Origin of the sequence: Serratia sp. JSRIV004, from assembly GCF_019968705.1 — a bacterium.
In the GTDB taxonomy this organism is placed as follows: Bacteria; Pseudomonadota; Gammaproteobacteria; order Enterobacterales; family Enterobacteriaceae; genus Chania; species Chania fonticola_B.
In genome coordinates, this window is the sequence record NZ_CP074140.1 from 3,964,541 (window position 1) to 3,987,127 (window position 22,587).

A 22,587-nucleotide genomic window follows, 5' to 3' on the forward strand; every position below is an offset into this window, starting at 1 on the left:
ATGATTTACATTTCTGCTATCGGCATGATCAACGCTTTGGGCCAATCGACAGAAGAGATTGCAGCCAATCTGACCCAAGGAACAGCGCCCGGCATGCGCAAGCGTGAGCATTGGTTACAGAACCAACAGGACGCGGTATTAGGCGGCGTCGACGGAGAATTACCCACTATTCCAGACAACTTTGCCGCACATCGCAGCCGCAATAACCAATTATTATTGGCCGCTCTGGCGCAAATTCAGACCGTGGTAGATGACGCGCTGCTTCGCTTTGGTGCCGACCGCATCGCCGTAGTGCTCGGTACCAGCACCTCTGGGCTGGATGAAGGCGATCGACATGTTAGCCATATCACTAACCATGAAGAGAGTCCGAGCTGGCAATATCCACAGCAAGAGCTGGGCGATCCGTCACGCTTCCTCGCCGCTTGGTTAGGCCTGAATGGCCCTGCGTTTACTCTTTCCACCGCGTGTTCTTCCAGTGCCCGCGCGATCATCAGCGGGCGCCGTCTTATTGAGGCCGGGCTGGCGGATATCGCGATTGTTGGCGGTGCCGATACCTTAAGCCGCATGCCTATCAACGGTTTTAATAGCCTGGAGTCTCTTTCCACTACGCTTTGCCAACCGTTTGGCCGCGACCGCTGTGGTATCACCATTGGTGAAGGAGCGGCACTGATGGTACTTACCCGCGAGCCGCACCCCATAGCACTACTGGGTGTGGGTGAGTCAAGCGATGCATACCATATTTCGGCACCACATCCACAGGGTGCCGGTGCCTTGCGAGCCATCGAGCAGGCATTGCAAGACGCGGAGCTTAACCCCGCAGAGGTCGGTTACATCAATCTGCATGGAACTGCCACCTTGCTCAACGATCAGATCGAATCCAAAGTGGTTCACGATCTGTTCGGTGAAAGTGTGCCCTGCAGCTCTACCAAACATTTAACCGGGCATACCCTGGGGGCTGCGGGCATCACCGAGGCCGCTCTCAGCGCACTTATTCTGCTCTATGACTTGCCACTGCCAGCGCAGGACTTCAGCCGTTCTCCGGCGGATCCGACATTACCGCCCTGTGGTTTACTGCATGCGGCTGAACCGCTGATGCGGCCGGTCATTCTGTCTAACTCTTTCGCCTTTGGCGGTAATAACGCCAGCATCCTGCTGGGGAGGATGGCATGAGCCATTACTTATCACCGGCGGAATATCTGCCACACGACGCCCCAATGCTGCTGTTGGCAGAGGTTATCAGCGTGACGGAAGACAGTGCACATTGCCGGGTTGAGGTCAGGAGCGACAGCGTACTGGCACCGTTCCTCAATGCGCAAGGCGAACTGCCTGGTTGGTACGCACTGGAATTGATGGCGCAAACCATAGGCGTTTGGTCAGGTTGGCATCGTCATCAGCGAGGAGAACAGCGGATCGCCCTCGGTATGGTGCTTGGAGCCAGGGAATTGGTCTGTGCTGCGGGTTACTTACCAGCAGATGCAATGCTAGACATCCAAATCAAGCTGCTGATACATGATGACCGTTTCGGGAGTTTTGACTGTGTTATTGGCGCGCAAGGTGACACGCTGGCCACCGGCCGCGTCAATACCTTTCAACCCACACCAGAAGAATCAACAATGCTTTTTAATCAGGGATCTACTGCATGAGTCGTTCAATTCTCATCACCGGAGCCAGCAAAGGTATCGGACGCGCTATTGCCAGCCAGTTAGCCGCTGACGGTTTCATCGTTGGGATACACTATCACCAAGATGAAGCTGGCGCACAACAAACGCTGGCCGCAATTACCGCTGCCGGAGGACAAGGCCGCCTGCTCTGTTTCGACATTAGCAATCGTCAGCAGTGCCGGGAGGTTCTCGAGCAAGATCTGACAGAGAATGGGGCATGGTACGGCATCGTCAGCAATGCCGGGATCGCTCGCGACGCCGCCTTCCCTGCATTGAGCGATGATGATTGGGATGAGGTTATCCACACCAATCTGGACAGTTTCTACAACGTGATCCAGCCCTGCATCATGCCAATGATTGCCGAACGTCAAGGTGGCCGCATCCTTACACTGTCTTCCGTTTCTGGCATTATGGGGAATCGGGGCCAGGTGAACTACAGTGCGGCCAAGGCAGGAATTATTGGCGCAACCAAAGCGTTGGCGATCGAACTGGCAAAACGCAAAATCACCGTCAACTGCATTGCCCCAGGACTGATCGATACCGGCATGATCAAAATGGAAGAGGTGGCGTTAAAGGAGGCCATGTCGATGATCCCGATGAAACGGATGGGCCAGGCGGAGGAAGTCGCCGGGCTTGCAAGCTATTTGATGTCTGATATAGCCGGTTACGTGACTCGTCAGGTCATTTCTATCAACGGAGGGATGCAATGATTCGTCGGGTAGTTATTACAGGTATGGGCGGTATTACCGCCTTCGGTGAAAACTGGCAGGCGGTATCCGCCAAATTGCTGGCCTATAAAAACGCCGTACGCCACATGCCTGAATGGCAAATCTATGACGGCCTGCACACCCTGCTGGGCGCCCCAATCGATGACTTCGTGCTGCCAGAACACTATACCCGTAAGCGCATACGCTCAATGGGCCGGGTGTCTCTCATGTCGACCCGCGCAACGGAATTGGCTCTGGAGCAGGCTGGGCTTATTGGCAACCCGGTGCTAACCAACGGCCAGACCGGTATCGCTTATGGCTCATCCACCGGCAGTACTGGTCCGGTGAGCGAATTCGCCACCATGCTGACCGAGAAGCACACCAATAACATCACGGGCACTACCTATGTGCAGATGATGCCTCATACTACCGCGGTCAATACCGGGTTATTCTTCGGCCTGCGCGGGCGTGTGATCCCGACGTCCAGCGCCTGTACATCAGGCAGCCAGGCCATTGGCTATGCCTGGGAGGCTATTCGCCACGGTTATCAGACTCTGATGGTTGCTGGTGGGGCAGAAGAACTGTGTCCTTCCGAGGCCGCCGTGTTCGACACGTTATTTGCCACCAGCCAACGTAATGATGAACCGCATGCCACCCCTTCCCCATTTGATCAGAACCGCGATGGTTTGGTGATTGGGGAAGGTGCTTGTACGCTGATCCTCGAAGAGCTGGAGCATGCGCAAGCACGCGGCGCAACCATCTACGGGGAAATCGTCAGCTTTGCCACCAATTGTGATGCGGCACACATCACACAGCCGCAACGTGAAACCATGCAGATTTGCATGGAACAGTCGTTGAGGATGGCCGGTCTGCAAGCGAGTGATATCGGCTATATTTCTGCCCACGGTACCGCCACCGATCGGGGAGATATTGCCGAAAGCCAGGCAACCGCCGCGATCTACGGTGATAGCGTGCCGATCTCGTCGTTGAAAAGTTACTTCGGCCATACCTTGGGGGCTTGTGGAGCACTGGAGGCCTGGTTGAGCCTGCAGATGATGCGTGAAGGCTGGTTCGCACCAACGCTAAATCTGCGTACCCCTGATGAACAATGCGGCGCACTCGATTACATCATGGGAGAAGCCCGTCATATCGACTGCGAGTTTCTGCAAACCAATAACTTTGCCTTTGGTGGCATCAACACCTCGATTGTTATCAAACGCTGGGCATAACCAACTCTAATCACCGGGAAACCGCCATCGGCAGGCGTTGCCAGCCGATTGGCACTCGCCTGGGCAAGCAAGCTCATGCCATGTATGATCAACTCACCAACGGGATCGATCCGCTAGGTTTCAGGCCGCTTGTTGCAGCAGAGAAACCGTGATCCCGACATTTACAGATGCCTCACGTCAATTAGCAACCATCAGCACACTGGGGTTCAGGATTGTTGAACAGAATACGAACCAGCAAAGCCCGGGGTTCGCGCAACGGATCATTGCCGATAGCTAACACTCGGCCATCATGGGTCGCAGTATATTCCCGAATGATGTCGCCAAATGCATTACGCTGAACCGCCACCTTCTGCCCTTTGACCACCGTATCGCCGACCTTAACCAGAACCTCGGCAAATCCGCCAACCTCAGCTCGGATCGAGCTCATTTCATTACCGATAAAGGTTTTTTGCTCTTTAGCCGTTGTCCCTAATGTTCCGGCTGTCATGCCTTGTTGAACCATCAGGTTACGCACCCCTGTCAAACTGCGCGCGATAAGTTCAGGTTGATAGAGCTTGGGCTTGCCAATTTCGAGTGTAATGGCAGGGATCTTGTTCTCAACGAAAGTGGTTTCGACGGAGCCTTTCTCACCAGGATCGGCTTTTATCTGGTCCGCCGGGAACAGTTCAGCCATTTGCTTCACCTGCGGGTTACGATAATCCGCATAGATGAACAAGGGATATTCGGTCCCCCGGCTCTGCGTGTGCATATCAACGAACAGCGTGGCATTACCCGCCCACAAATTATTCCATAGCAGCCAAGCCTGCTGTTCGGCAGCGTTACCTTTTTCTTTACCCGGCCAGACCCGGTTGAAATCGACCATATCTCCCCCGTCATTGGCCAACTGCCAGTTTCGGTTATTGGCTAACATGCCAGAAGGATTCGCGCCCACGGCACCGATCACGCTGCCTTTCAACTCTGCGGGATCCAGCTTTTCAAACACCTGCTGTATCACCCGGGTACCATTTAATTCATCACCATGGACCGCCGCTTGCAGACCCAGCTTAGGACCAGGCTGTGCGCCTTTGGCCACCATTACAGGAACATACCAATGTTGACCGATCCCATTGCTGGTTCCCTGGAACATGAAGCGATAAACCTTTCCTGCCTCCAGATCGTCTACATCCAACTTGCTGATAACCGGATTACCCTCAATTTTATCTCCGGTATAAACCGTTGCCGCCTGAGCATTAAGCATTCCCGTAAGCAACACCGCCAACATCGTAATCTTATGCATAACCATTCCCTTTAGTATCAGTAAGTAACACGCGTGTGATTTCTTGATCATTGGTCAACCGACTAACAAAAGTCGTACTTCAGGAACAAGACGGGATGCGCTTGCTAGCGCTTCCAATCAAGATATAGGCGCTTAAAAGCTCCAGGGTATAAACATATTGACCGCGCCCGACACGGCGAGCCAGGGGCCAAAGGCTAACGGTTGATTAAGATCTTGTTTCGCCAACCCGCGCTGTATCAGCGTAACCAGCAGCCCACTGGCCGCCGCCACCAAAATCACCTGTGGCAACGCTTGCCAACCTAACCAGGCCCCTAACGCCGCAAGTAATTTAAAATCACCATAGCCGAGAGCCTCTTTACCGGTTGCCAGCTTGAATAGCCAGAACACGCTCCATAGGCAGACATAACCCGCTACTGCGCCAATCGTCGCCTGTTCCAACGAGGCAAAATGCCCCTGAATATTGAACAAAAGTCCGATCCATAGCAGTGGCAACGTCAGCACATCTGGCAACAGTTGTCTGTGATGGTCAATAACTGCCAGCGTCAGCAAAAAGGAGAGCAATATCCAGGCGCCCAGCAAAGGGAAACCTAGCGGGAATATAAGCGCCGTCAGCACAAACATCATAGCCGTTGCCACTTCAACCAGCGGGTAGCGCCTTGGGATCCGCTCACCACAGCAACGAGCCTTACCCTTTAACAACAGAAAACTCAGCAAGGGGATATTGTCCCTGGCTGCAATAGGATGCTGGCAATGCGGGCAACAGGAATGCGGTAATAGCAGATCAAAACGTGGTGTGGATTCAGGTAAGGGCAGCGCCAGCTGCACTAGCGCCTCACGCTGCCATTGCTTTTCCAGCATCACCGGTAATCGATAAATCACCACGTTGAGAAAGCTACCCACTATGGCCCCCAATATCCCCGCGACACACAGCCAGAGGAGGGGAAATGCAACGGTAAAATCCAATAATAAACTCAAAAAACCTCCCTGCAGTCAACCAAGTACCTACCCAACCCTTTTAAGACAGCCTAGCGCCGTTTAAAGCAACCGCCCCTGAACCTGCCAGGGTATCTGCCCCTGATCGTTGGCCCTGCCTAACTGATTTATCAGTGGCCTCATCGTCTCCGGTAACACCGGCCCTCGGCGCACCTGACCGTTGAACTGATAGCGCCCGTCAAATCCGACGGTGCCACGCCCCGTCAGGCTCAGATGAGAGGAGTCTTGTTTCAACACCAACACCAGAGCCCCTTTTCCATCACAGCTCAATTGTCCTTGCACGTTGGCCAGCTCCAACGCCCCCAACGGGGTCGCAAGCTGTGCGTGCTGCCAGTTGACAACACCACCGCCAAGACTCCGGCAACCCGCGGAACTGAACTCTCCTTGTTGCAACCGCAGTCGCAGCTCTCCCTGGGCGGTGATCGGCAGAGGCAACGACAACTGCTGCCGCACAACATCTGCAGGAACAGAGAGTTGCCACTCATGCAGTTGAAGATCCTGCCAACCACGCAGGATACCGGCTCCCTGCAAGCCTTGCGGATCTCGTAGCTCAATCTCCAAGGCTGGCATCCAAGAGGAAAAAGTGAACTGCCAGTTCAGCTTGGCCAGCATAATGTTACGCCAGCTTAACTGGTGCAAACTGCCCTGCCACAGGGAACCCGAAAAGCCACCGACCTTCATATCTGCGGGTATAAAAGCTTGTAATACCCGTGCTGGCGCATGGCCTCCCAACAATAGGAGATAACAGGCCAACAAAAGCACGGCCTTTTTGGCTTTAGCGCCCATCGCTGCGCTCCAGCATCAGTTTGTTTACCGTCACCCATCCGGGTTTATCGGGACGCATCGCCACCTCAAGCGCCACAATGCGAACGCTATAGCGCTTTTCCAACTGTGTGAGCCAAAGCATCAGGGCATTAAAATCGCCAGGTTCCAGCGTGACCGCCAGCCGCTCTCCCTGAGGCTGCATGCGGGTAATGTTCATGTTTTGAGCTGTAGCGCTCTGTGCCACCCTGGCCGACAAGCTTAGAGAAGCCTCCTGTATGGGTTGTGCCCCTTGCTGGCGCAAGCGCGGAGCCTGTTGCAACATCCATTCCACCGTGTTTTGTTCACGAGCGATAGTACGCTGCCATTGGCTAGCCTGTTGTTGCCAGGGCAACCACAGTGCGTAGTAGCACAAGCTGACGATAACCAATACACCACAGCCTAATACCAACCCTCGTTCCCGAAGGCTGAGCTGTAGCCAGCGGCGCTTGAGTTCATTCATCCTTTATCCCCAGAGTCAGTCGGCCCTCTACCCCAGTTGGATTCTGCTTGATTTCACCAGGTTGCACCTGATAACGCTGCCCGGCGGCAACCTGAAACTGTTCCAACGCCTGAAAAGAGGCCGCCTGTACATCGACTTTCAGCTCTTTGCGGTCAGCGTCATAAGACAGCGCCTGGAACCGGATTGCCGAGTTCTCCGCCATCAGCTGTTGCAATTGGCGCATCTGTGCGACCACACCGGCTTGCTCGACGGGTTGTAATTGTTGCAAGTGCTGCTGCATCTGCACGCGCGGATTAATCACCTTTTTATCAGCCGGGAACAGCTGTTGGTAGACCCGCACACTTTCCTGCCGCCAATGGTCAGCCTGTTGCCAAAGCCGGTAATGAGACAGCCCGGCGCTCACACACAACAGCAGTAAATACACCGTTAATGCCATCATCACGGTTCGCCAGGGGCGTAATCGTGTGCGCCAGGGGCTAGAGCGGGTGAATTCGCCCTGGCGCAGATCGGCTCCGCTATCGTGCACACCTTCTGCCGCCAGCTGCAGTAAATCCCGCGGTGGTTGAACACGCCATTCCGGAGGGCTAGCGGTTGATGCCGGTGGTACGGAGTAGCTTTCAATGACCGGCGGTGCCCACACGGCCAAAAACTCCGATAACCAGGAGGATTCAACAATCATGCCGGCATGCTTTTCCCGGCGAAACAACCATTGATCATTGAGACTGACCGCACTCCAACCGTCGGCGGCCAAGGGTAACGCCAGCACATCTGGCAACATTGCCTGTACCTGCCCCCCCAGACGTTCACAACGGGCTACCCACTGATGCATCAGGCTTTTATCAACTACCGCAACGTCACACACATCACCACTTTGCTGCAAAATGGCAAAATGCAGCCGTTCAACATCCGTTGCCAGGTGCTCCTCCAGCATAAACGGCAGCACTTGCAGACTCTGACGCCTGGCACGACGAGGCAGCGTCACACGATGGAAAACCAACTCGCTCGCAGGCACCAATACCCAGGCAGGGTATCTGGCAAGCAGGCTCACCAATTGGTCATCGTTCTCCCCCATAGCCAAACTACCTTGCTGATGACCGTCTGCTGAAGCGAAATACCACAGCACTGGCTGCGTTTCATCGCTGGGTAAGCGCAGTATCAACCTGGCTTGCTCACGGGGCTTTCTGTTAGGCATCAAGGCTCCACCATCATGCTTAATCCATATTGCCGCTGTACTACCTGGAAACTGTTACCGGCTTTGCGCAACAGGCTGCGCTGGCTATAGTGAGTCTCCCCCATCAGCACGGTGAAACTGGCTAAAAACAGCTCACTCTTTATCGTCAACAGCGATCTGACCGTTGAGGTGTCGATGTCCTTCAGGGCAACCTGTGCCAAAAATGCCGTCGTACTGCTCCACCCTTCACGTGGACGCTGTTGTAACAATCGAGTCGCCATGGCTGTATCAAGCTCCTTGAGAAATAGCGCCGCCAGTAATGGCCCTTGAGACTCACTCAGGGTATTAACGTTTACCAACAGCGTCTGGGTTGGCAGCGCGCAAACGTAAGGCAAAAGACGCCGATAAAGGCTGGCATCAACCCCTGAGACGGTGCGCAACTCGCTGACATCCTGCATGGGTTGATTGGCTGGCAAGTAAGCCACCGCCTGGGCCATATAGACCTCATCTTCAGCCCCGTCACTAACTGGTTCGCTATCACTGTCTACCCAGTCGCGCAGTGCCGCGGCTATCTGCGTCGCACGCAGGGGCTCTTCCCCCAGGTTGATTAAAAGCTGTCTAAAAACCTGGCTAGGATAAGGCAATGTCGGCTGCATCCCCTCACTGGCTGCCCCTTGGTTAATGGCATTGAGATTAAAGCAGGCCTGGCCATCAACAATCTGCCCAAACACCTCCCCGCCTTCAACGGGGAAACGGCGCTGTTCTTGCGCCCAGTTTTGCGCCAAATGCGTTTTATTCGGTGAGTCCAGCGCGTCTCGTTGCAAAATTTTTACCGCCAGTGCTTCTGCCGAGCGGGCATACCATTTTGCCTGCTGGCGATCCAAATGAGCCGCTGTGCGCAGATAGGTACGCCCGTTTCGCTCGGCAATGGTCGCAGCAATCGTCACCATCAGCGCCAGGATCAGCAACACCACCAGCAGGGCAACGCCCTTTTGCCGCGCCCTCATTCTTGCCCCACCGCCGTGATCAAAAACAGACGGGTCAATTCACCCACGCCAGCAACCACTAATGTCACTTCAATCCCCTGCGGCAAAACCGACGCGTTGTCCCAACTCTCCCGCCACGTCCCCTCGGAAAAAAAGCGCAGACGAAAGACACTGACCTCATTGAGCAAAACCTTGACCACCGGCGCTTCCCCAACGAGCGGATCCGCATGGGCATAGCTCAGCCGCTCTAACTGCTGATGGCGCAGACGATATCCCACCGGTTGTAACTCGGCGCGGGGCAACATTCCCATCGGGTTTTGCCAACCGTTGCGCATGAAAGAGACGCCCCAGTCCTCACTTTGTAATTGATAGCGCGCCGCGGAAAATACGCGTTCATTCCCTCTGTGATGGCGAGGGATGATCTGACCGAAATCCCCTTCCAACTGCATAAAGGCACGTTGAAGTTCGGCCAACCGCTGCGCCTTGCGCTGCGAAATCTCATCATTGCGCATCACCCCCTGCAACACCTGGAAGGCGCTGATGCTCAACGCAGCAAAAATTGCCAATGCCAACAGCATCTCAAGCAACGTGAAGCCCCGCTGGCTACGACCATTCATTCCCGCACCACGTAGCTGCGTAAAGAAACCACTGGCGCAGCGTCTTCTTTATGACGCCGTACCTCAACATCCAGTGCCCGTAATTGATCCAGTTCGGTATCAACCCCCTGCCAGCGTACAGACCATTCCTCGCCAGCATAGGTCACCGTGGTGCCGACCCAGCGCTTTTCCGGCCAGGTTTTATCAAGATGTAACCTGGCCTGTTGATTATCCGCCAACCAACTTGCCAGTATTTTTTCCTCCATACGGCCAATACTGCCAGCCTGCTGTGCCGTGGTTTGCAGCACGGCTAACCCCGCCAAGGCGAAAACGATCAGTGCCACCAGCACTTCCAGCAACGTCATCCCTCTTTGGGCGTTCACTGTGCTGCTCCGTTTACTGACGATTCGATCGCGCCCACGTCGTCGACCCGCAGCCATACCAATGGCTGGCTACCGGCCTCACTGAACACCAGCTCAAACGGCGTAATCTCCCCGCCAGGTAACAGCAGAATATCGGGTTCCGGTGCCGATTCCGCAGCACGCGGCCACTCCTGCCGATCGGGGAAATGCAGCTTAAGACGAATATCATCAGGCATTTGGCTCCCTAACGCCGCCTGACGGGGTTGCCAATTCTGCCAGACGTAACCTTGCCAACTATCCGAGCCAGATACCGCCCCGCGTTTTTCAGCGGCCTGACGCTGTAGCATTTGGAATTGCCAGCCGTCAGGTCGAACCCGGATCCCCAGCAACTGGTCATTTTGCACCGCGGTATCCATGGCAAACGCCAACTGAGCCTGAAAACGTTTCAGCTGTAGCTGCGGGTTATTTTGTTGCATGGCCGGAAATGACATGATCACCAAACTGGCTGCACTCCCGATCAGCAGCACAACCAGCATCATTTCCAACAACGTAAAGCCGCGTTGGCGCACTACTTCTTCCCAATCGTCCAGTTACCGATATCATCCTCGGTGTCCGGTATGCCATCGGGGCCATAAGAGAAAACGTCTAACTGACCGTGTTGGCCTGGGCTAAGCAACTGATAGTCTGCCCCCCATGGATCCTGTGGCAAACGGCGAATATAGCCACCTTGGGGATAATTGCGCGGTTCCGGTTGTGCCGAGGGCTTGGTCACCAGTGCCTGCAACCCTTGTTCGGTGGTGGGATATCGACTGTTATCCAGCTTGTACATATCCAATGCGCTCTCCAGCGCGACAATATCGCTGACGACCTTCTGATGGTCCGCCTTCTCTTTATTTCCCATCAGGTTAGGCACTACCAGACTCGCCAGGATGCCCAGGATCACAATCACCACCATAATTTCCAGCAGGGTAAAACCTCGCTGACGCTGTTGCCGCATTTTTCTCTCCGTTATTTGCAGATTGAATTTACATACTCATCAAGGTATTTAATTGCAGGATTGGTTGCAGGATCGCCAAAACGATAAACAGCACCACGCCCGCCATACTCACCACCAACAAGGGCTCAAAAAGCCCCAATGCCAACTGCATTTGGGCAGTAAACTCCCGATCCTGATTGTCTGCCGCGCGTTCCAACATGCTGTCCAGTTCCCCACTGCGTTCACCGCTGGCGATCATGTGCCGCATCATCGGGGGAAACAGCGCAGTGATTTCCAGAGCACGATGCAGGCTCACCCCCTCGCGCACTGATTCCGTCGCCAATGACAACTGGCGGCGCGCATATTCATTGGTTAATACCTCTCCGCTGATGCGCATCGCTTGCAGCAATGGCACCGCGCTGGCATTGAGAATACTCAGCGTTCTGGCGTAACGGGCAGTATTGAGCCCTCGTGCGATGCGTCCGATCACCGGGAGGCGCAGCAACTGCCGATGGAAAGCAATGCGCCGCGCTTCTTGGCGCAGCCACAGACGCATCAGCATCGGCGCCAATAACAGCAACAGCAGCACCCAAGGGCCAAAGGCTCGAACTCCGTCACTCAGCCCCATCAGCACACGCGTTGATAGCGGAAGTGCCTGCTTCATGTGAATGAACTGTTCCACCACCTTGGGCACGACGGCGGAAAGTAAAATGGCGATCACACTGATGGCGACCACCGTCAGCACGCAGGGGTAGATCATCGCCTGCAGGATACGAGCTCGCATTTGCTGGCGCTGCTCGGTGTAATCCGCCAACCGGTTCAGAACCAGATCCAGATGACCAGAAGCTTCACCCGCCGCCACCATCGCGCAGTACAACCGCTCAAAACTGGTGGGATAAGCGCTCATGGCTTCAGCCAAGGAATGCCCCTCCAGTACTTTGGTGCGCACTGCGGCCACCAGGCTGCGCTGGCGGGGTTTTTCACTCTGTTTTGCCACGGCATCCAGCGCCTCCTCCAAGGGTAAGGAGGCGGCGACCAAGGTCGCAAGCTGACGAGTCAACAACGCCAGATCGGCACTGCTAATCCCCCGCCCCCATGAAAGACGCCGCCCGTTTTGGGCCTGCTGGCGTTCATCCTGCCCTTCGTCCAGGCTTACAGGGACCAACCCCTGTTCCCGTAAAAGTTGACGGGCGTGGCGGGCTGAATCCGCTTCCTGCACTCCCCGCCGTTTTTTGCCGCGCTCGTCTAGCGCCTGATAATGAAATAGGGCCATGTCATCCCTCTTCCTGAGACTGGCTTTCGGTCACGCGGATCACCTCTTCCCAACTGGTCTCACCCGCCAACACTTTTTCCAATCCCCCCTGGCGCAATGTCTTGTACTCATGACGTAATTGACGAGCAATCGCGAATTCACTCTCTCCCTGATGGATCGCCGTACGCACTCGGTCATCAATCAGCAGCAGCTCATGGATACCCGTACGCCCACGGTAACCGGTAAAATTACACTGCGAGCATCCTTTCGCCTGCCATAATGGGGTTCCGGGTAAAATCCCCATTTGATCGGCCAAGGCCGGATCGGCGGCGTAAGTTTGACGACAATCGGGGCAGAGTGTGCGAACCAGTCGCTGCGCCAGCACGGCCAGTAATGAGGTGGAAAGCAAAAAAGGCTCGATGCCCATATCCTGCAGCCGTGATAAGGCCCCCAGCGCGCTGTTGGTGTGCAGCGTGGAGAGTACCAGGTGCCCTGTCAGTGATGCCTGAACCGCAATCTGAGCAGTTTCGCTGTCGCGGATTTCCCCAACCAGCACTACATCAGGATCCTGACGCAGAATGGCTCGCAGACCGCGAGCAAATGTCATATCTACCTTGGGGTTTACCTGCGTCTGGCCGATACCCTCGAGTTCATACTCGATCGGGTCTTCGACCGTCATGATATTGCGTTCGCTGGCATTGAGGCGGCTCAATGCTGCATAGAGGGTGGTGCTCTTACCCGAACCTGTAGGTCCGGTGACGAGGATAATACCGTGTGGCCGCTGGATCAGTTCATCGATCTGCCGCCGATGATGTGAAGACATGCCAAGCGCGGCGAGATCCAGACTGACGCTGTTTTTATCCAGTAAACGCAGAACAATTCGTTCACCATAATTAGACGGTAAGGTCGAAACCCGCACATCAATGGCTCGGCCACCGATTCGCAATGCCATGCGCCCATCCTGCGGTATCCGCTTCTCGGCAATATCCAGCCGTGCCATGACCTTGATGCGCGATATCAATAAAGAGGCCAACCGCCGCTGAGGGCGCAGAATTTCACGCAACACGCCATCGACCCGGAAACGGATCTGCAAATGGCGTTCATAGGTTTCGATATGGATATCCGAGGCTTTATCCTTGATGGCTTCCGTCAGCATCGCATTGATCAGGCGGATAATAGGGGCATCATCATCGGCATCCAGCAAGTCGTCGCTGTCGGGTAGCTCTTCTGCCAGGGTATAAAAATCCATTTCATTGCCGATATCGGTCATCATGCGTCGCGCCTCTTGCGAATCGCGCTGGTAGCTGATCACCAGTTGTTTCTCAAACTCTTCACCCGACACCGTGCTGATAGTCAGCCCACACCCGGCCACCCTACGCACCTCAAGCAATGCTGTGGCGGTGGTTTCCGCCAGACGGAGCACTCGGCACCCAGCATGATCCCGCAAAAGCAAAATGCGTTGCTCGCGCGCATAGGCAAATGGCAACTGCGGGCGTAATTCACTCAGGTCCTCGGGGAGGGTGTTCATCGTCCCCCCGTTGAATAGAATGCGCTGATCGCGGCATTAACCTGGCGGAAAGTGGCACCGTTTTGATCGGGTGGCAACTTCAATACTTCGTTATTCAGCGTGGCTTCGCTCCCTTGTTTGCCACGCTGATGGTCTTGTTCCTGATTAAAAGCCTGATACTTTTCTGAGGAGGCCTGGCGATACTGGTCACGATCCCGGATGATCGACGGGCGGATGAACAGCATCAGGTTGCGCTTGGAAACCTGTTTGCTGTTGGAGCGGAACAGATAGCCCAGCACCGGGATATCCCCCAGCACCGGAACCTTGTCGCTGCTGTCGCGGACGGTTTTATCCAGCAAGCCACCCACCACCACGGTTTCACCGCTGCCTACCAGCACCGCGTTATTGACCGTGCGGGTATTAAAGGTCGCCCCCAGATTAGCACTGCTGCTGGACGCCGCATCAGCCACACTGGAAACCTCCTGCTCGATCTCCAGCAGCACGGAGTCCCCTTCGTTGATCTGCGGTTTGACCTTCAGCTTAATGCCGACGGTTTTACGCTCTACCGTGTTGAAGATATTATCGCCCGACGTCGTTTGCGAGCCGGAGAGGACAGGAACTTCCTGGCCGACATTGAATGTCGCCTCCATGTTGTCAAGCGTGACAATGCTCGGTGTCGCCAGAATGTCATTCTTGCTACTGCTGGAAAGCGCGGTCAGCAGCATTGCCCAATTGCCCTGATAAAAACCGGCAGCAATACCGTTAAAACTGCTGAGAGCGCTGGCCAGGGTACTATTCACCGTCCCGTCCTGATTGTATTGATTGGCTCCGGCAATCGCCGTAGTGATAGGCAAACCGGTATTGGTGAACTGCGTCACTCCAGCATTCTTGTTGGCCCACTGGATCCCCAGGTTCAAACCATCGGCATCTTGTACCTCTGCGATAATCGCCTCTACCAATACCTGTGCACGGCGAATATCCAACTGAGCTATCACCTTCTCCAGATCTCGCATGACATCCGGAGCCGCCGTCAGTATCAGTGAATTGGTTTGCTCATGGGCTTTGATGGTGATGTCTTTACGCAGTGCTTCCGCCGGCTTGGCATTCTGTTGCTCACTTTGAATACTGGTACTGACGCCAGTCAACACCTCAACCAGATCGGTGGCTTTGGCATACTTCAGGTAAATCACTTTGGTATTGCCTTGCACGGCCTGCTCACGATCCAGCTGCTTGATCATGGCGATGATCCGCTGGCGGGAGTTGGGTTCTCCGCTCACCAGGACCGAGTTGGTTCGTTCATCCGCAACAAGATTGGCTACCATCAGGCTTGGCATCGCTGATTTGCTGGCATCCTTGGTTAATTCGGTGACCAGTTTGACGACTTCAGCAGCTGACGCGTAAGCCAACGGTACCGTGACCACACTACGGTCACCGACCTTGTCAACGCGTTCAACAATCGCCATCAAGCGTTTGATGACCGCTGCACGCCCGGTCATCAGCAACACGTTGGAAGGCTCATAATGCACAACACTGCCAGCCCCGGCGTTATCGTTCAATTGACGGAGTAACGGGGCAAGATCGCGTGCCGCCACGTTATTGACCGGCACGACACGTGTCACCACTTCATCACCCTCGCCCGGCTGAGCATCGCTGGCTACCGGCACCGCAGCGGTTTTCGCATCCTTGGAGCGCACCACTTTCAACACGCCGTTACGCATATCGACCACGGCAAAGCCATAAACGTCCAGCACGCTGAGGAAGAACTGGTAATACTGCTCCTCATTGAGCATGTCATAACTGCGTACGGTGATAGTGCCGCGCACGGCAGGATCGATAATCACCGTTTTATTCAGGTTCTTGCTGACCGTATTAATAAACTCCTGAATATCCGTGCCCTTGAAGCTGGCAGAAAACTCGGCACTCCAGCCCTGCCGAGTACCAAGCAGCATCACTGCCAGTAGCACAATGCGTAAGCTCCTGATTATTTTTGTATTCAACAATTAGTCATCTCCAAGAGCCAAATAGATATCCTGTAACTGACCGCCACGCTCAACGGTAAGATTCAGTTCACTGAGTTCTGAAAGCTGTTTCAATGCCTGTTGCGCCTGCTGTGCATCGCGCAGATCCAGGCCATTTAGCGCTATGGCAAGATCGTTTTCCTGCAGCCCGACCTTGCGGAATAACTCGCCTTGTTTGCCCGGATTGAGTCGATAGCCGATGAGTTTGTCATCCACCATCACCGGTGAGATATTCAGGTAATTGAGAATGCTTTGCGGCTGCTTTTGCAGCTGTGCCTTGAGCTGCGACGCTGAGGTTTTTTTGTCACTTTTAGCGGCCTCGGGTTGCTCGCTGAACAGCAACAACGATTCATAATTCCCCTGATAGGCGATCACGATACGATCGGCAAAAATTGACGCAATTCGGGCGTCATAACCAGGCACCTTCTCCCCCACGCCAAGGCTGAACTGTTTGCTATCTTTGGCGATAATGGCGATGGAACGCTCTGGACTGGGGCTGGCGACAATGCCGGTCAGGTTTAGCTTGAGAGAAGAAGGCGGTGCGTTACGCAGGGTTTGGTCAGAGACCGCATGCTCAGCGGCGGAAGATGAGGATAGCGAAGTACCAAAGAGGGTGAAGCGGTAACGTTCAGACTCACCTCCAACGCCAGTTGTTACTGGTGCGAAATCTGCTTTGGATAAGCGTACGGGGGATATTTCAGGGGGCAGGAGCCCGTGCCAGGTGAGCAAGGCGAGTTGATTGCAAATCAACAGTGACAGCACGCATAAAGCCCATCGCGGCGTGAACAGCCTGAAAGTAGCCTCTCTGCATACCGATAACAATACAGAAAATCGCATCTTGCCTTCCTTTGCCTGCTTCTCTGTTTACGCCAGCCAGAAGTTCACCGATATCAGTCAATCGGTGGGCATATCGTTGGGGGCATTGTCGTTGGAGAATATGTAAGGTTATGACTGAAACCTTACAACTCAGTACCTCCATCAGCCCTTACGTTTCTGAATACATCCTCTCAGAAAGGGTTACTTTATACATACTCCCCTCAATAATAAATCATTATTTTTGCTTATCGAAATAATTTATCTTTCTGTTTTTATAGCTATTTATTTCTTAATCTCGCTAGCATAAAAGCGGTTTAACCCGTTTGTTCTCCCTACTCTAAACTTCGCGTCCTCCTTCCACCTACGCCCCTCCTCCTCCTAAAGCAGGAGGATGCTCCTCCTTATCATGCAATATCTAATACCACTGCTTTACACATTGATACGATTTTTTACTTTCTATAATGCAAGCCTGATAGGGAATTTAGAATGCTGAAAAATACCTGTAATGCCCTACTTTTCGGCTCGCTCGTCATATTGAGCGGCTGTGATAATAATAATTCTTCAGACGTTAGCCCCGATACCAACAACCAAGAGCCGATTGCACGTCTGCCTGACATAGCCATGCCTGGCGAAGCCGTCATGGCAGGTGAAAACCAAGCGGTCATTCATCTGGTCGATATTGCTGGTATCACCAGCGGCTCCGCCGCTGATTACAGTACCAAGAACCTGTTTTTGTGGAATAACGACACCTGTGACGCCCTGGATAAGCCCTCTGGGGACTGGAATGACACCAGTACAACACCGACAGGCAGCGACAGTTATGGCCCGTATTGGGTGCTACCTCTGAGCAAAACCACTGGGTGTATCAACTTCATTCTGCGTGATGGCACCAATAAGCTGATTGATGCGGATATGCGTTTATCGTTCAGTGATTTTCCGGACAGGACCGTTTCTGCGCTTGCAGGCAGCAGTACGCTTTATGATACCCGTGCCGAAGCTTTCCGCGCGGCCTTCGGGGTGGCTCTGGCTGAAGCCCATTGGGTAGATAAACACACCCTGCTGTGGCCTGCCGGGGAAGGGAAACCTATCGTACGTCTGTACTACAACCACAATGGCAAAGTGGCCGCCAACAGCGAAGGGAAGTTTACCGATCGCTATCTTTCGCTGACACCGACCAGCATCAACCAGGAACTGGGTTCACGCTTCCCTCACCTTGCGGGTTATGCCGCCTTCAAATTGCCGGACAATGCAAAAGTAGACGAACTGCTTAGCGGCGAGACCGTCGCCCTGGCCGCCAATCAGGACGGCATCCTTATTTCAGCCACCCAGGTACAGACCGCTGGCGTTCTCGATGATCGCTTCTCAGCCGCAGCGGAAGGCCTGGAATATGGTGCTCTGCTGACCGATTCTGGCGTCACTTTCCGTGTCTGGGCACCCACGGCCCAGCAGGCAGAACTGGTGATCTACAGTGCGGATAAAAAAGTCATTGGTAGCCATCCGATGACCAGAGATAACGATTCCGGTGCCTGGTCATATCAAGGAAGTCATGACCTTAAAGACGCTTTTTATCGTTACGCCCTGACCGTTTATCATCCGCAATCGCGCAAAGTGGAGCAGTATGAGGTCACCGACCCTTACTCCCATAGCCTCTCCACGAACTCCGAATACAGCCAGGTCGTGGATCTCAATGACAGCGCGTTGAAACCAGAAGGCTGGGACGGCCTGACAATGCCACACCCACAGACCAGCCAGGCTGATATTGCCAAGATGGTCATCCATGAGTCGCATATCCGCGATCTTTCCGCCTGGGATCAGACCGTGCCTGAACAGGTACGGGGTAAATATCTGGCGTTGACTGCCAGTGACAGCAATATGGTGCAGCATCTCAGACAGCTTGGGCATGCGGGCGTAACCCACATTGAATTGCTACCGGTGTTTGATCTGGCAACCGTCAATGAGTTCAGCGACAAAGTGGCGGATCTCACCCATCCATTCAGTCGGCTTTGTGAACTGAACAGCGCCGTTAAGCAAAGCCGTTTTGCTGGCTACTGTGGGAGTTCAACCACCATCGGTGATGTACTAGAAGAACTGAAACAGAATGACAGCCAGAACAATCCGCAGGTGCAGGAATTGAATGGCTATGTGGCCCAGACTGACTCCTACAACTGGGGTTATGATCCGTTCCATTACACGGTGCCTGAAGGTTCTTACGCTACCAATCCCGAAGGCACTGCCCGCATCAAAGAGTTTCGTACCATGGTGCAGACCATCAAACAGCAACTGGGTATGAACATCATCATGGACGTGGTTTATAACCACACCAATGCGGCTGGCCCAACGGATCGCACCTCGGTGCTGGATAAAATCGTGCCCTGGTATTATCAACGTTTGAATGAAACTACGGGCAGTGTAGAGTCGGCCACCTGTTGTTCCGACTCGGCCCCCGAACACAGGATGTTTGCCAAACTGATTGAAGACTCTCTGGTGGTCTGGAGCCGAGACTACAAGATTGACGGATTCCGCTTTGACCTGATGGGCTATCATCCGAAAGCACAAATCCTGGCGGCCCGGGAGAAAGTAAAATCGGTGAACCCCAACGTTTATTTCTTTGGTGAAGGTTGGAATTCAGGTCAGGACGATCGCTTCGAAATCGCTTCGCAGATCACGTTAAAAGGCACCGGCATTGGCACCTTCTCCGATCGTCTGCGTGATGCTGTTCGTGGAGGCGGCCCGTTTGACTCTGGTGATGCCTTGCGTCAAAACCAGGGGGTGGGTAACGGTGCCGGAGTATTGGCTAACGAGTTAACCCAGCAAAACGAGGATACCGTGCGCCATCTGGCCGATCTGACCCGTCTGGGCATGGCCGGCAACCTGGCTGAATTCCTGTTGATCGATAAAGACGGCTCCGTCAAAAAAGGCAGCGAAATTGACTATAACGGGGCGATTGGGGGTTATGCCAACGATCCGACCGAAGTGGTCAACTATGTTTCCAAACACGACAACCAAACCTTATGGGATATGATCAGCTACAAAGCCGCACGTGAAGCCGATCTCACCACTCGCGTACGCATGCAGGCGGTGTCACTGGCCACTACGTTGTTGGGCCAAGGGCTGGCATTCGATCAACAAGGCTCTGAACTGTTGCGTTCCAAGTCATTTACCCGTGACTCATATGATGCCGGGGACTGGTTCAACCGTGTGGATTACAGCTATCAAGACAACAACTTCAACGTTGGTATGCCACGCATCAGCGATGACGGTGACAACTATTCGCTGATCGCCAGCGTAAAAGATGCTGTTGCCACACCTGGCCAAACAGAGATCGCGCAGATGAACTCGTTCTATCAGGAACTCACGCAACTGCGCCAATCCTCGCCTCTGATTGCCTTGGGTAGCGGCCACGAAGTGATGAAACGTGTCGATTTCCGTAACACGGGCGCAGAACAGCAACTGGGCTTACTGGTAATGACCATTGATGACGGAGTTCAGGCCGGAAACGATCTTGATCCCCAAGCCGATGCGTTAGTCGTTATCATCAACGCAGCGCCGGAAGCCAGAACGCTTAATGACTTTACCGGTGAAAATCTCACCCTGAGCGCAATCCAACAAAACCTGGAAGACCGCTCACTCGCCTCCGGCGTCAATATTACCGCAGAGGGCAGCGTTACAGTTCCCGCCTGGTCGGTGGCCTTGTTGGTCAAACAACAAGTCACTGCCCAAGGCACAGGTTTGCCTGTAAGCAGTAAATAAAACGGTTCGTTTCGGGTCACCATCAGGTGGCCCGAAACGAGATGTTAAACCCACTGAGTCACATCAATCCCGAATATCAGTACAATGCTATTGACCCGAGTTTTCGGGCAGGATATACCCTTCATACCTTGGCGTTACCCAACGTTGGCGACACGCCAATAAACAACCTCTGGCTGTAGAAATCAGCGTTTATTAAAGGTTCAGGGATGTGGACAATAAATCGAAAGTAGAGCTAGAAGCCAGCGTTCACCCCGCCAAGGGGCTGTTTATTCCCCGCTATCTGCTGCCAGTGTATGCATTGCTGTTAATAGCGATAGGCTGGTTTTCCGGACAGCACTGGCGTAACAACGAAGCTTTCGCCGCCCCCGCGTTGACTCAAGTTGCCCCCTCTGTCGTGGTAAAAATGGAGATGCCCAGGCATACGGTCACCAACGCTGATAGAGAAACTGCGCATAATGAAAATAAACCAGCGCAACAAGTGGGATCAGATAATAAAGTCCCCCCCTCCTTAGCCAGTGATGAATTAGCCCCTTTAAGATACAGCGCGCACGTTTACGCATCGGAAGATGACAAACGCAGCATCACGCTGAACGGTCAGCGTTATCAGGAAGGAGACAGCCCTGCCCCCAACCTTACGATTGAGCAAATACAACAGGACGTGACCATCTTTAACTTCAATGGCGAGGTATTCACACTTGACGCATTAGAGGATTGGCCGGGCGGCAAGGTGGATAGCGACAGCACCGCTGAAGAGTCAGAATAAAGCTTACCACTAGCCCGTACACTGGGCACAGGACACCAAGTTGGTGTCACTAACTGCTTTTTTCTGCACGCAGTTCGTCGGTAAAAGGTGCCAACAGGCTGTTAAAGCTGCTGCACTTGGTTTGTTCCGGCGTGTTGTCTCTCACCAGCCTTTGATAAATTTCCTCGCTACGCTGCGGCAAAGCCCCGTAGCCAGCACTATTCCAGCCTCGTTGTTTGGCGACTTTGTAGGCAACCTTGTCAATGACCGCATCGCTGGGTAAATCACTACGATTACACTTATATTTCAAATACTTGGTACTGGCAATCACTGAAGCCAGCTGTTCTACCTGTTCATTAAGGGCGACAGGCTCCTTTTGCAGAGAAGAACGGGGTTGCTGACAACCCGCCGTTACCAGCAAAAGCAACACAGGGACAAGACGAAAAATCTTAGTTAACTGCATGATAATAATAATCTTATCTTGATTAAGTGGGTCTATTTTAACAAATCCCCCAGCACTGTCACTTGCTAGAGAGAAAAGTTTTCCTTATTGCGATCCCGCTTGCAGATTCATTTTCAGTGCTTTGCATTTTACCTCGTCGCCACACAAGTAGAGCACTGCGCGCAACAAGCACCGTGTTCCGTTGGAACCAAGAACCATTGAGATCTTGGAAGGTATGTGGGGATGACAAGGTGAGTTGGTGTTCTCCCTCCTCCCCCGAACTTCCCGGAAGCTCGGGATCATCAATAATACGCGTAACTCAAGTAAAAAAGTTATATTTTTCCACTTTAAGAAACATTCATCCTAGCTATATAGACTTCAATTTTTTGATGTCCTTGTCTATCTAACAATATCTCCCTCATCATTTTAATTTATGGATATATCTTTTAAAAAATCTATTTTCATCCTGTTACACATACAATAATGAAAACCATCACATCTACTTGCTATTCATTATGTTCAAGCATTACTATCTCACCGCTTTATTCTCACCACGGGGGCCTTATGGACGATGGAAGTTTTAGTTTTAGCTTAGTACTACTGGATAAATTTCAGTAATGTAGTTCATGCTACATTCTGAAATAAACAGAATGTAGACAATCAATCAACGGCTTATCAGCAACGTCCTGGCACTGCCTATGTGCCTTGGCATCTGATAATACCGGCTTGTCATGCCTGTTCCTGTAGTATTCATCGTTCACCATCAGCGTAACAATCAACAAATTAATTTATCTCAAGCTATATATGTTCGTTTAAAACGGAGGCGCTCGGCTTTATCA

Annotated in this window: 22 protein-coding genes; 7 read left to right on the plus strand and 15 right to left on the minus strand. The window is 53.4% G+C overall.

Annotated elements, in window-relative coordinates; translation table 11 throughout:
• Genes KGP21_RS19055 through KGP21_RS19070 form a run of 4 tightly spaced genes read left to right on the plus strand, consistent with a single transcriptional unit; the run spans position 1 to position 3,597 of the window.
• Positions 1–1,170, plus strand: a complete 1,170-nt coding sequence (locus KGP21_RS19055; RefSeq protein WP_059201247.1) for a beta-ketoacyl-[acyl-carrier-protein] synthase family protein — start codon at positions 1–3, stop codon at positions 1,168–1,170.
• Positions 1,167–1,643, plus strand: coding sequence for a hypothetical protein (locus tag KGP21_RS19060; protein ID WP_059201248.1), 477 nt, complete (start codon positions 1,167–1,169; stop codon positions 1,641–1,643). Before KGP21_RS19055 ends, KGP21_RS19060 begins: the two co-directional genes overlap by 4 nt.
• Positions 1,640–2,371, plus strand: coding sequence for a 3-ketoacyl-ACP reductase FabG2 (locus tag KGP21_RS19065; protein WP_059201249.1), 732 nt, complete (start codon positions 1,640–1,642; stop codon positions 2,369–2,371). The genes KGP21_RS19060 and KGP21_RS19065 overlap by 4 nt, the downstream gene beginning before the upstream one ends.
• Positions 2,368–3,597: a beta-ketoacyl-ACP synthase gene (locus tag KGP21_RS19070; RefSeq protein WP_059201250.1), complete on the plus strand. Its 1,230-nt coding sequence runs from the start codon at positions 2,368–2,370 to the stop codon at positions 3,595–3,597. The genes KGP21_RS19065 and KGP21_RS19070 overlap by 4 nt, the downstream gene beginning before the upstream one ends.
• Before the next feature lie 181 nt (positions 3,598–3,778).
• Here KGP21_RS19070 and KGP21_RS19075 read toward each other — a convergent pair whose 3' ends face one another.
• The 14 genes from KGP21_RS19075 to gspC all read right to left on the minus strand — a co-directional run bounded on the left by KGP21_RS19075 (position 3,779) and on the right by gspC (position 16,760).
• On the minus strand, positions 3,779–4,873 hold the full coding sequence (locus KGP21_RS19075; protein WP_051363707.1) for a succinylglutamate desuccinylase/aspartoacylase family protein: 1,095 nt from the start codon (positions 4,871–4,873) through the stop codon (positions 3,779–3,781).
• 132 nt (positions 4,874–5,005) lie between these two features.
• Positions 5,006–5,848 carry an A24 family peptidase gene (locus KGP21_RS19080; RefSeq protein WP_037375496.1) on the minus strand — a complete coding sequence of 281 codons (843 nt, stop codon included), beginning with the start codon at positions 5,846–5,848 and terminating at the stop codon, positions 5,006–5,008.
• Between the two features lie 60 nt (positions 5,849–5,908).
• Positions 5,909–6,652 carry a type II secretion system protein N gene (locus KGP21_RS19085; protein ID WP_115158171.1) on the minus strand — a complete coding sequence of 248 codons (744 nt, stop codon included), beginning with the start codon at positions 6,650–6,652 and terminating at the stop codon, positions 5,909–5,911.
• Complete coding sequence (gspM, locus tag KGP21_RS19090) at positions 6,642–7,130, minus strand: type II secretion system protein GspM (RefSeq protein WP_059201253.1); 489 nt, start codon at positions 7,128–7,130, stop codon at positions 6,642–6,644. The genes KGP21_RS19085 and gspM overlap by 11 nt, the downstream gene beginning before the upstream one ends.
• On the minus strand, positions 7,123–8,322 hold the full coding sequence (gene gspL / locus KGP21_RS19095; protein ID WP_223536018.1) for a type II secretion system protein GspL: 1,200 nt from the start codon (positions 8,320–8,322) through the stop codon (positions 7,123–7,125). Before gspL ends, gspM begins: the two co-directional genes overlap by 8 nt.
• A complete protein-coding gene (gene gspK, locus KGP21_RS19100) occupies positions 8,322–9,308 on the minus strand; it encodes a type II secretion system minor pseudopilin GspK (RefSeq protein WP_166732978.1) in 987 nt (328 codons plus the stop codon). Before gspK ends, gspL begins: the two co-directional genes overlap by 1 nt.
• The gene (gene gspJ / locus KGP21_RS19105) at positions 9,305–9,904 is read right to left on the minus strand and encodes a type II secretion system minor pseudopilin GspJ (protein ID WP_209522560.1); all 600 of its coding nucleotides are present in this window, start codon (positions 9,902–9,904) and stop codon (positions 9,305–9,307) included. The genes gspK and gspJ overlap by 4 nt, the downstream gene beginning before the upstream one ends.
• Positions 9,901–10,266, minus strand: coding sequence for a type II secretion system minor pseudopilin GspI (gene gspI / locus KGP21_RS19110; RefSeq protein ID WP_223536020.1), 366 nt, complete (start codon positions 10,264–10,266; stop codon positions 9,901–9,903). Before gspI ends, gspJ begins: the two co-directional genes overlap by 4 nt.
• Positions 10,263–10,814, minus strand: a complete 552-nt coding sequence (gene gspH / locus KGP21_RS19115) for a type II secretion system minor pseudopilin GspH (RefSeq protein ID WP_223536023.1) — start codon at positions 10,812–10,814, stop codon at positions 10,263–10,265. The genes gspI and gspH overlap by 4 nt, the downstream gene beginning before the upstream one ends.
• Positions 10,814–11,242, minus strand: a complete 429-nt coding sequence (gene gspG / locus KGP21_RS19120; protein WP_021805938.1) for a type II secretion system major pseudopilin GspG — start codon at positions 11,240–11,242, stop codon at positions 10,814–10,816. The genes gspH and gspG overlap by 1 nt, the downstream gene beginning before the upstream one ends.
• 28 nt (positions 11,243–11,270) lie before the next feature.
• Positions 11,271–12,494, minus strand: a complete 1,224-nt coding sequence (gspF, locus tag KGP21_RS19125; RefSeq protein WP_223536026.1) for a type II secretion system inner membrane protein GspF — start codon at positions 12,492–12,494, stop codon at positions 11,271–11,273.
• 1 nt (position 12,495) lies between these two features.
• Entirely contained in the window at positions 12,496–14,001 is a 1,506-nt protein-coding gene (gspE, locus tag KGP21_RS19130; protein WP_059201258.1) for a type II secretion system ATPase GspE, read from the minus strand.
• Positions 13,998–15,962: a type II secretion system secretin GspD gene (gene gspD, locus KGP21_RS19135; RefSeq protein WP_037375612.1), complete on the minus strand. Its 1,965-nt coding sequence runs from the start codon at positions 15,960–15,962 to the stop codon at positions 13,998–14,000. Before gspD ends, gspE begins: the two co-directional genes overlap by 4 nt.
• A gap of 18 nt (positions 15,963–15,980) precedes the next feature.
• Positions 15,981–16,760, minus strand: a complete 780-nt coding sequence (gene gspC / locus KGP21_RS19140) for a type II secretion system protein GspC (RefSeq protein ID WP_245398478.1) — start codon at positions 16,758–16,760, stop codon at positions 15,981–15,983.
• On the opposite strand from gspC, the gene KGP21_RS19145 reads away from it, so the two are divergent.
• The 3 genes from KGP21_RS19145 to gspB all read left to right on the plus strand — a co-directional run bounded on the left by KGP21_RS19145 (position 16,738) and on the right by gspB (position 21,327).
• Complete coding sequence (locus tag KGP21_RS19145) at positions 16,738–16,941, plus strand: hypothetical protein (RefSeq protein WP_166732627.1); 204 nt, start codon at positions 16,738–16,740, stop codon at positions 16,939–16,941. The genes gspC and KGP21_RS19145 overlap by 23 nt on opposite strands.
• A gap of 359 nt (positions 16,942–17,300) precedes the next feature.
• Positions 17,301–20,564, plus strand: coding sequence for a pullulanase-type alpha-1,6-glucosidase (gene pulA / locus KGP21_RS19150; RefSeq protein WP_223536028.1), 3,264 nt, complete (start codon positions 17,301–17,303; stop codon positions 20,562–20,564).
• 208 nt (positions 20,565–20,772) lie between these two features.
• Positions 20,773–21,327, plus strand: coding sequence for a type II secretion system assembly factor GspB (gspB, locus tag KGP21_RS19155; protein WP_223536030.1), 555 nt, complete (start codon positions 20,773–20,775; stop codon positions 21,325–21,327).
• A 49-nt stretch (positions 21,328–21,376) separates the two neighbouring features.
• Here the strand turns inward: gspB and gspS are convergent, their stop codons facing one another.
• Entirely contained in the window at positions 21,377–21,769 is a 393-nt protein-coding gene (gspS, locus tag KGP21_RS19160) for a type II secretion system pilot lipoprotein GspS (RefSeq protein WP_223536032.1), read from the minus strand.
• Positions 21,770–22,587 lie beyond the last annotated feature (818 nt).

Excerpts from the sequence above, each read along its gene's own strand:
- KGP21_RS19055 (WP_059201247.1), top strand. The coding sequence starts at position 1 with ATGATTTACATTTCTGCTATCGGCATGATCAACGCTTTGGGCCAATCG.
- KGP21_RS19060 (WP_059201248.1), top strand. The coding sequence starts at position 1,167 with ATGAGCCATTACTTATCACCGGCGGAATATCTGCCACACGACGCCCCA.
- KGP21_RS19065 (WP_059201249.1), top strand. The coding sequence starts at position 1,640 with ATGAGTCGTTCAATTCTCATCACCGGAGCCAGCAAAGGTATCGGACGC.
- KGP21_RS19070 (WP_059201250.1), top strand. The coding sequence starts at position 2,368 with ATGATTCGTCGGGTAGTTATTACAGGTATGGGCGGTATTACCGCCTTC.
- KGP21_RS19075 (WP_051363707.1), bottom strand. The coding sequence starts at position 4,873 with ATGCATAAGATTACGATGTTGGCGGTGTTGCTTACGGGAATGCTTAAT.
- KGP21_RS19085 (WP_115158171.1), bottom strand. The coding sequence starts at position 6,652 with ATGGGCGCTAAAGCCAAAAAGGCCGTGCTTTTGTTGGCCTGTTATCTC.
- gspM (WP_059201253.1), bottom strand. The coding sequence starts at position 7,130 with ATGAATGAACTCAAGCGCCGCTGGCTACAGCTCAGCCTTCGGGAACGA.
- gspL (WP_223536018.1), bottom strand. The coding sequence starts at position 8,322 with ATGCCTAACAGAAAGCCCCGTGAGCAAGCCAGGTTGATACTGCGCTTA.
- gspK (WP_166732978.1), bottom strand. The coding sequence starts at position 9,308 with ATGAGGGCGCGGCAAAAGGGCGTTGCCCTGCTGGTGGTGTTGCTGATC.
- gspJ (WP_209522560.1), bottom strand. The coding sequence starts at position 9,904 with ATGAATGGTCGTAGCCAGCGGGGCTTCACGTTGCTTGAGATGCTGTTG.
- gspG (WP_021805938.1), bottom strand. The coding sequence starts at position 11,242 with ATGCGGCAACAGCGTCAGCGAGGTTTTACCCTGCTGGAAATTATGGTG.
- gspF (WP_223536026.1), bottom strand. The coding sequence starts at position 12,494 with ATGGCCCTATTTCATTATCAGGCGCTAGACGAGCGCGGCAAAAAACGG.
- gspE (WP_059201258.1), bottom strand. The coding sequence starts at position 14,001 with ATGAACACCCTCCCCGAGGACCTGAGTGAATTACGCCCGCAGTTGCCA.
- pulA (WP_223536028.1), top strand. The coding sequence starts at position 17,301 with ATGCTGAAAAATACCTGTAATGCCCTACTTTTCGGCTCGCTCGTCATA.
- gspS (WP_223536032.1), bottom strand. The coding sequence starts at position 21,769 with ATGCAGTTAACTAAGATTTTTCGTCTTGTCCCTGTGTTGCTTTTGCTG.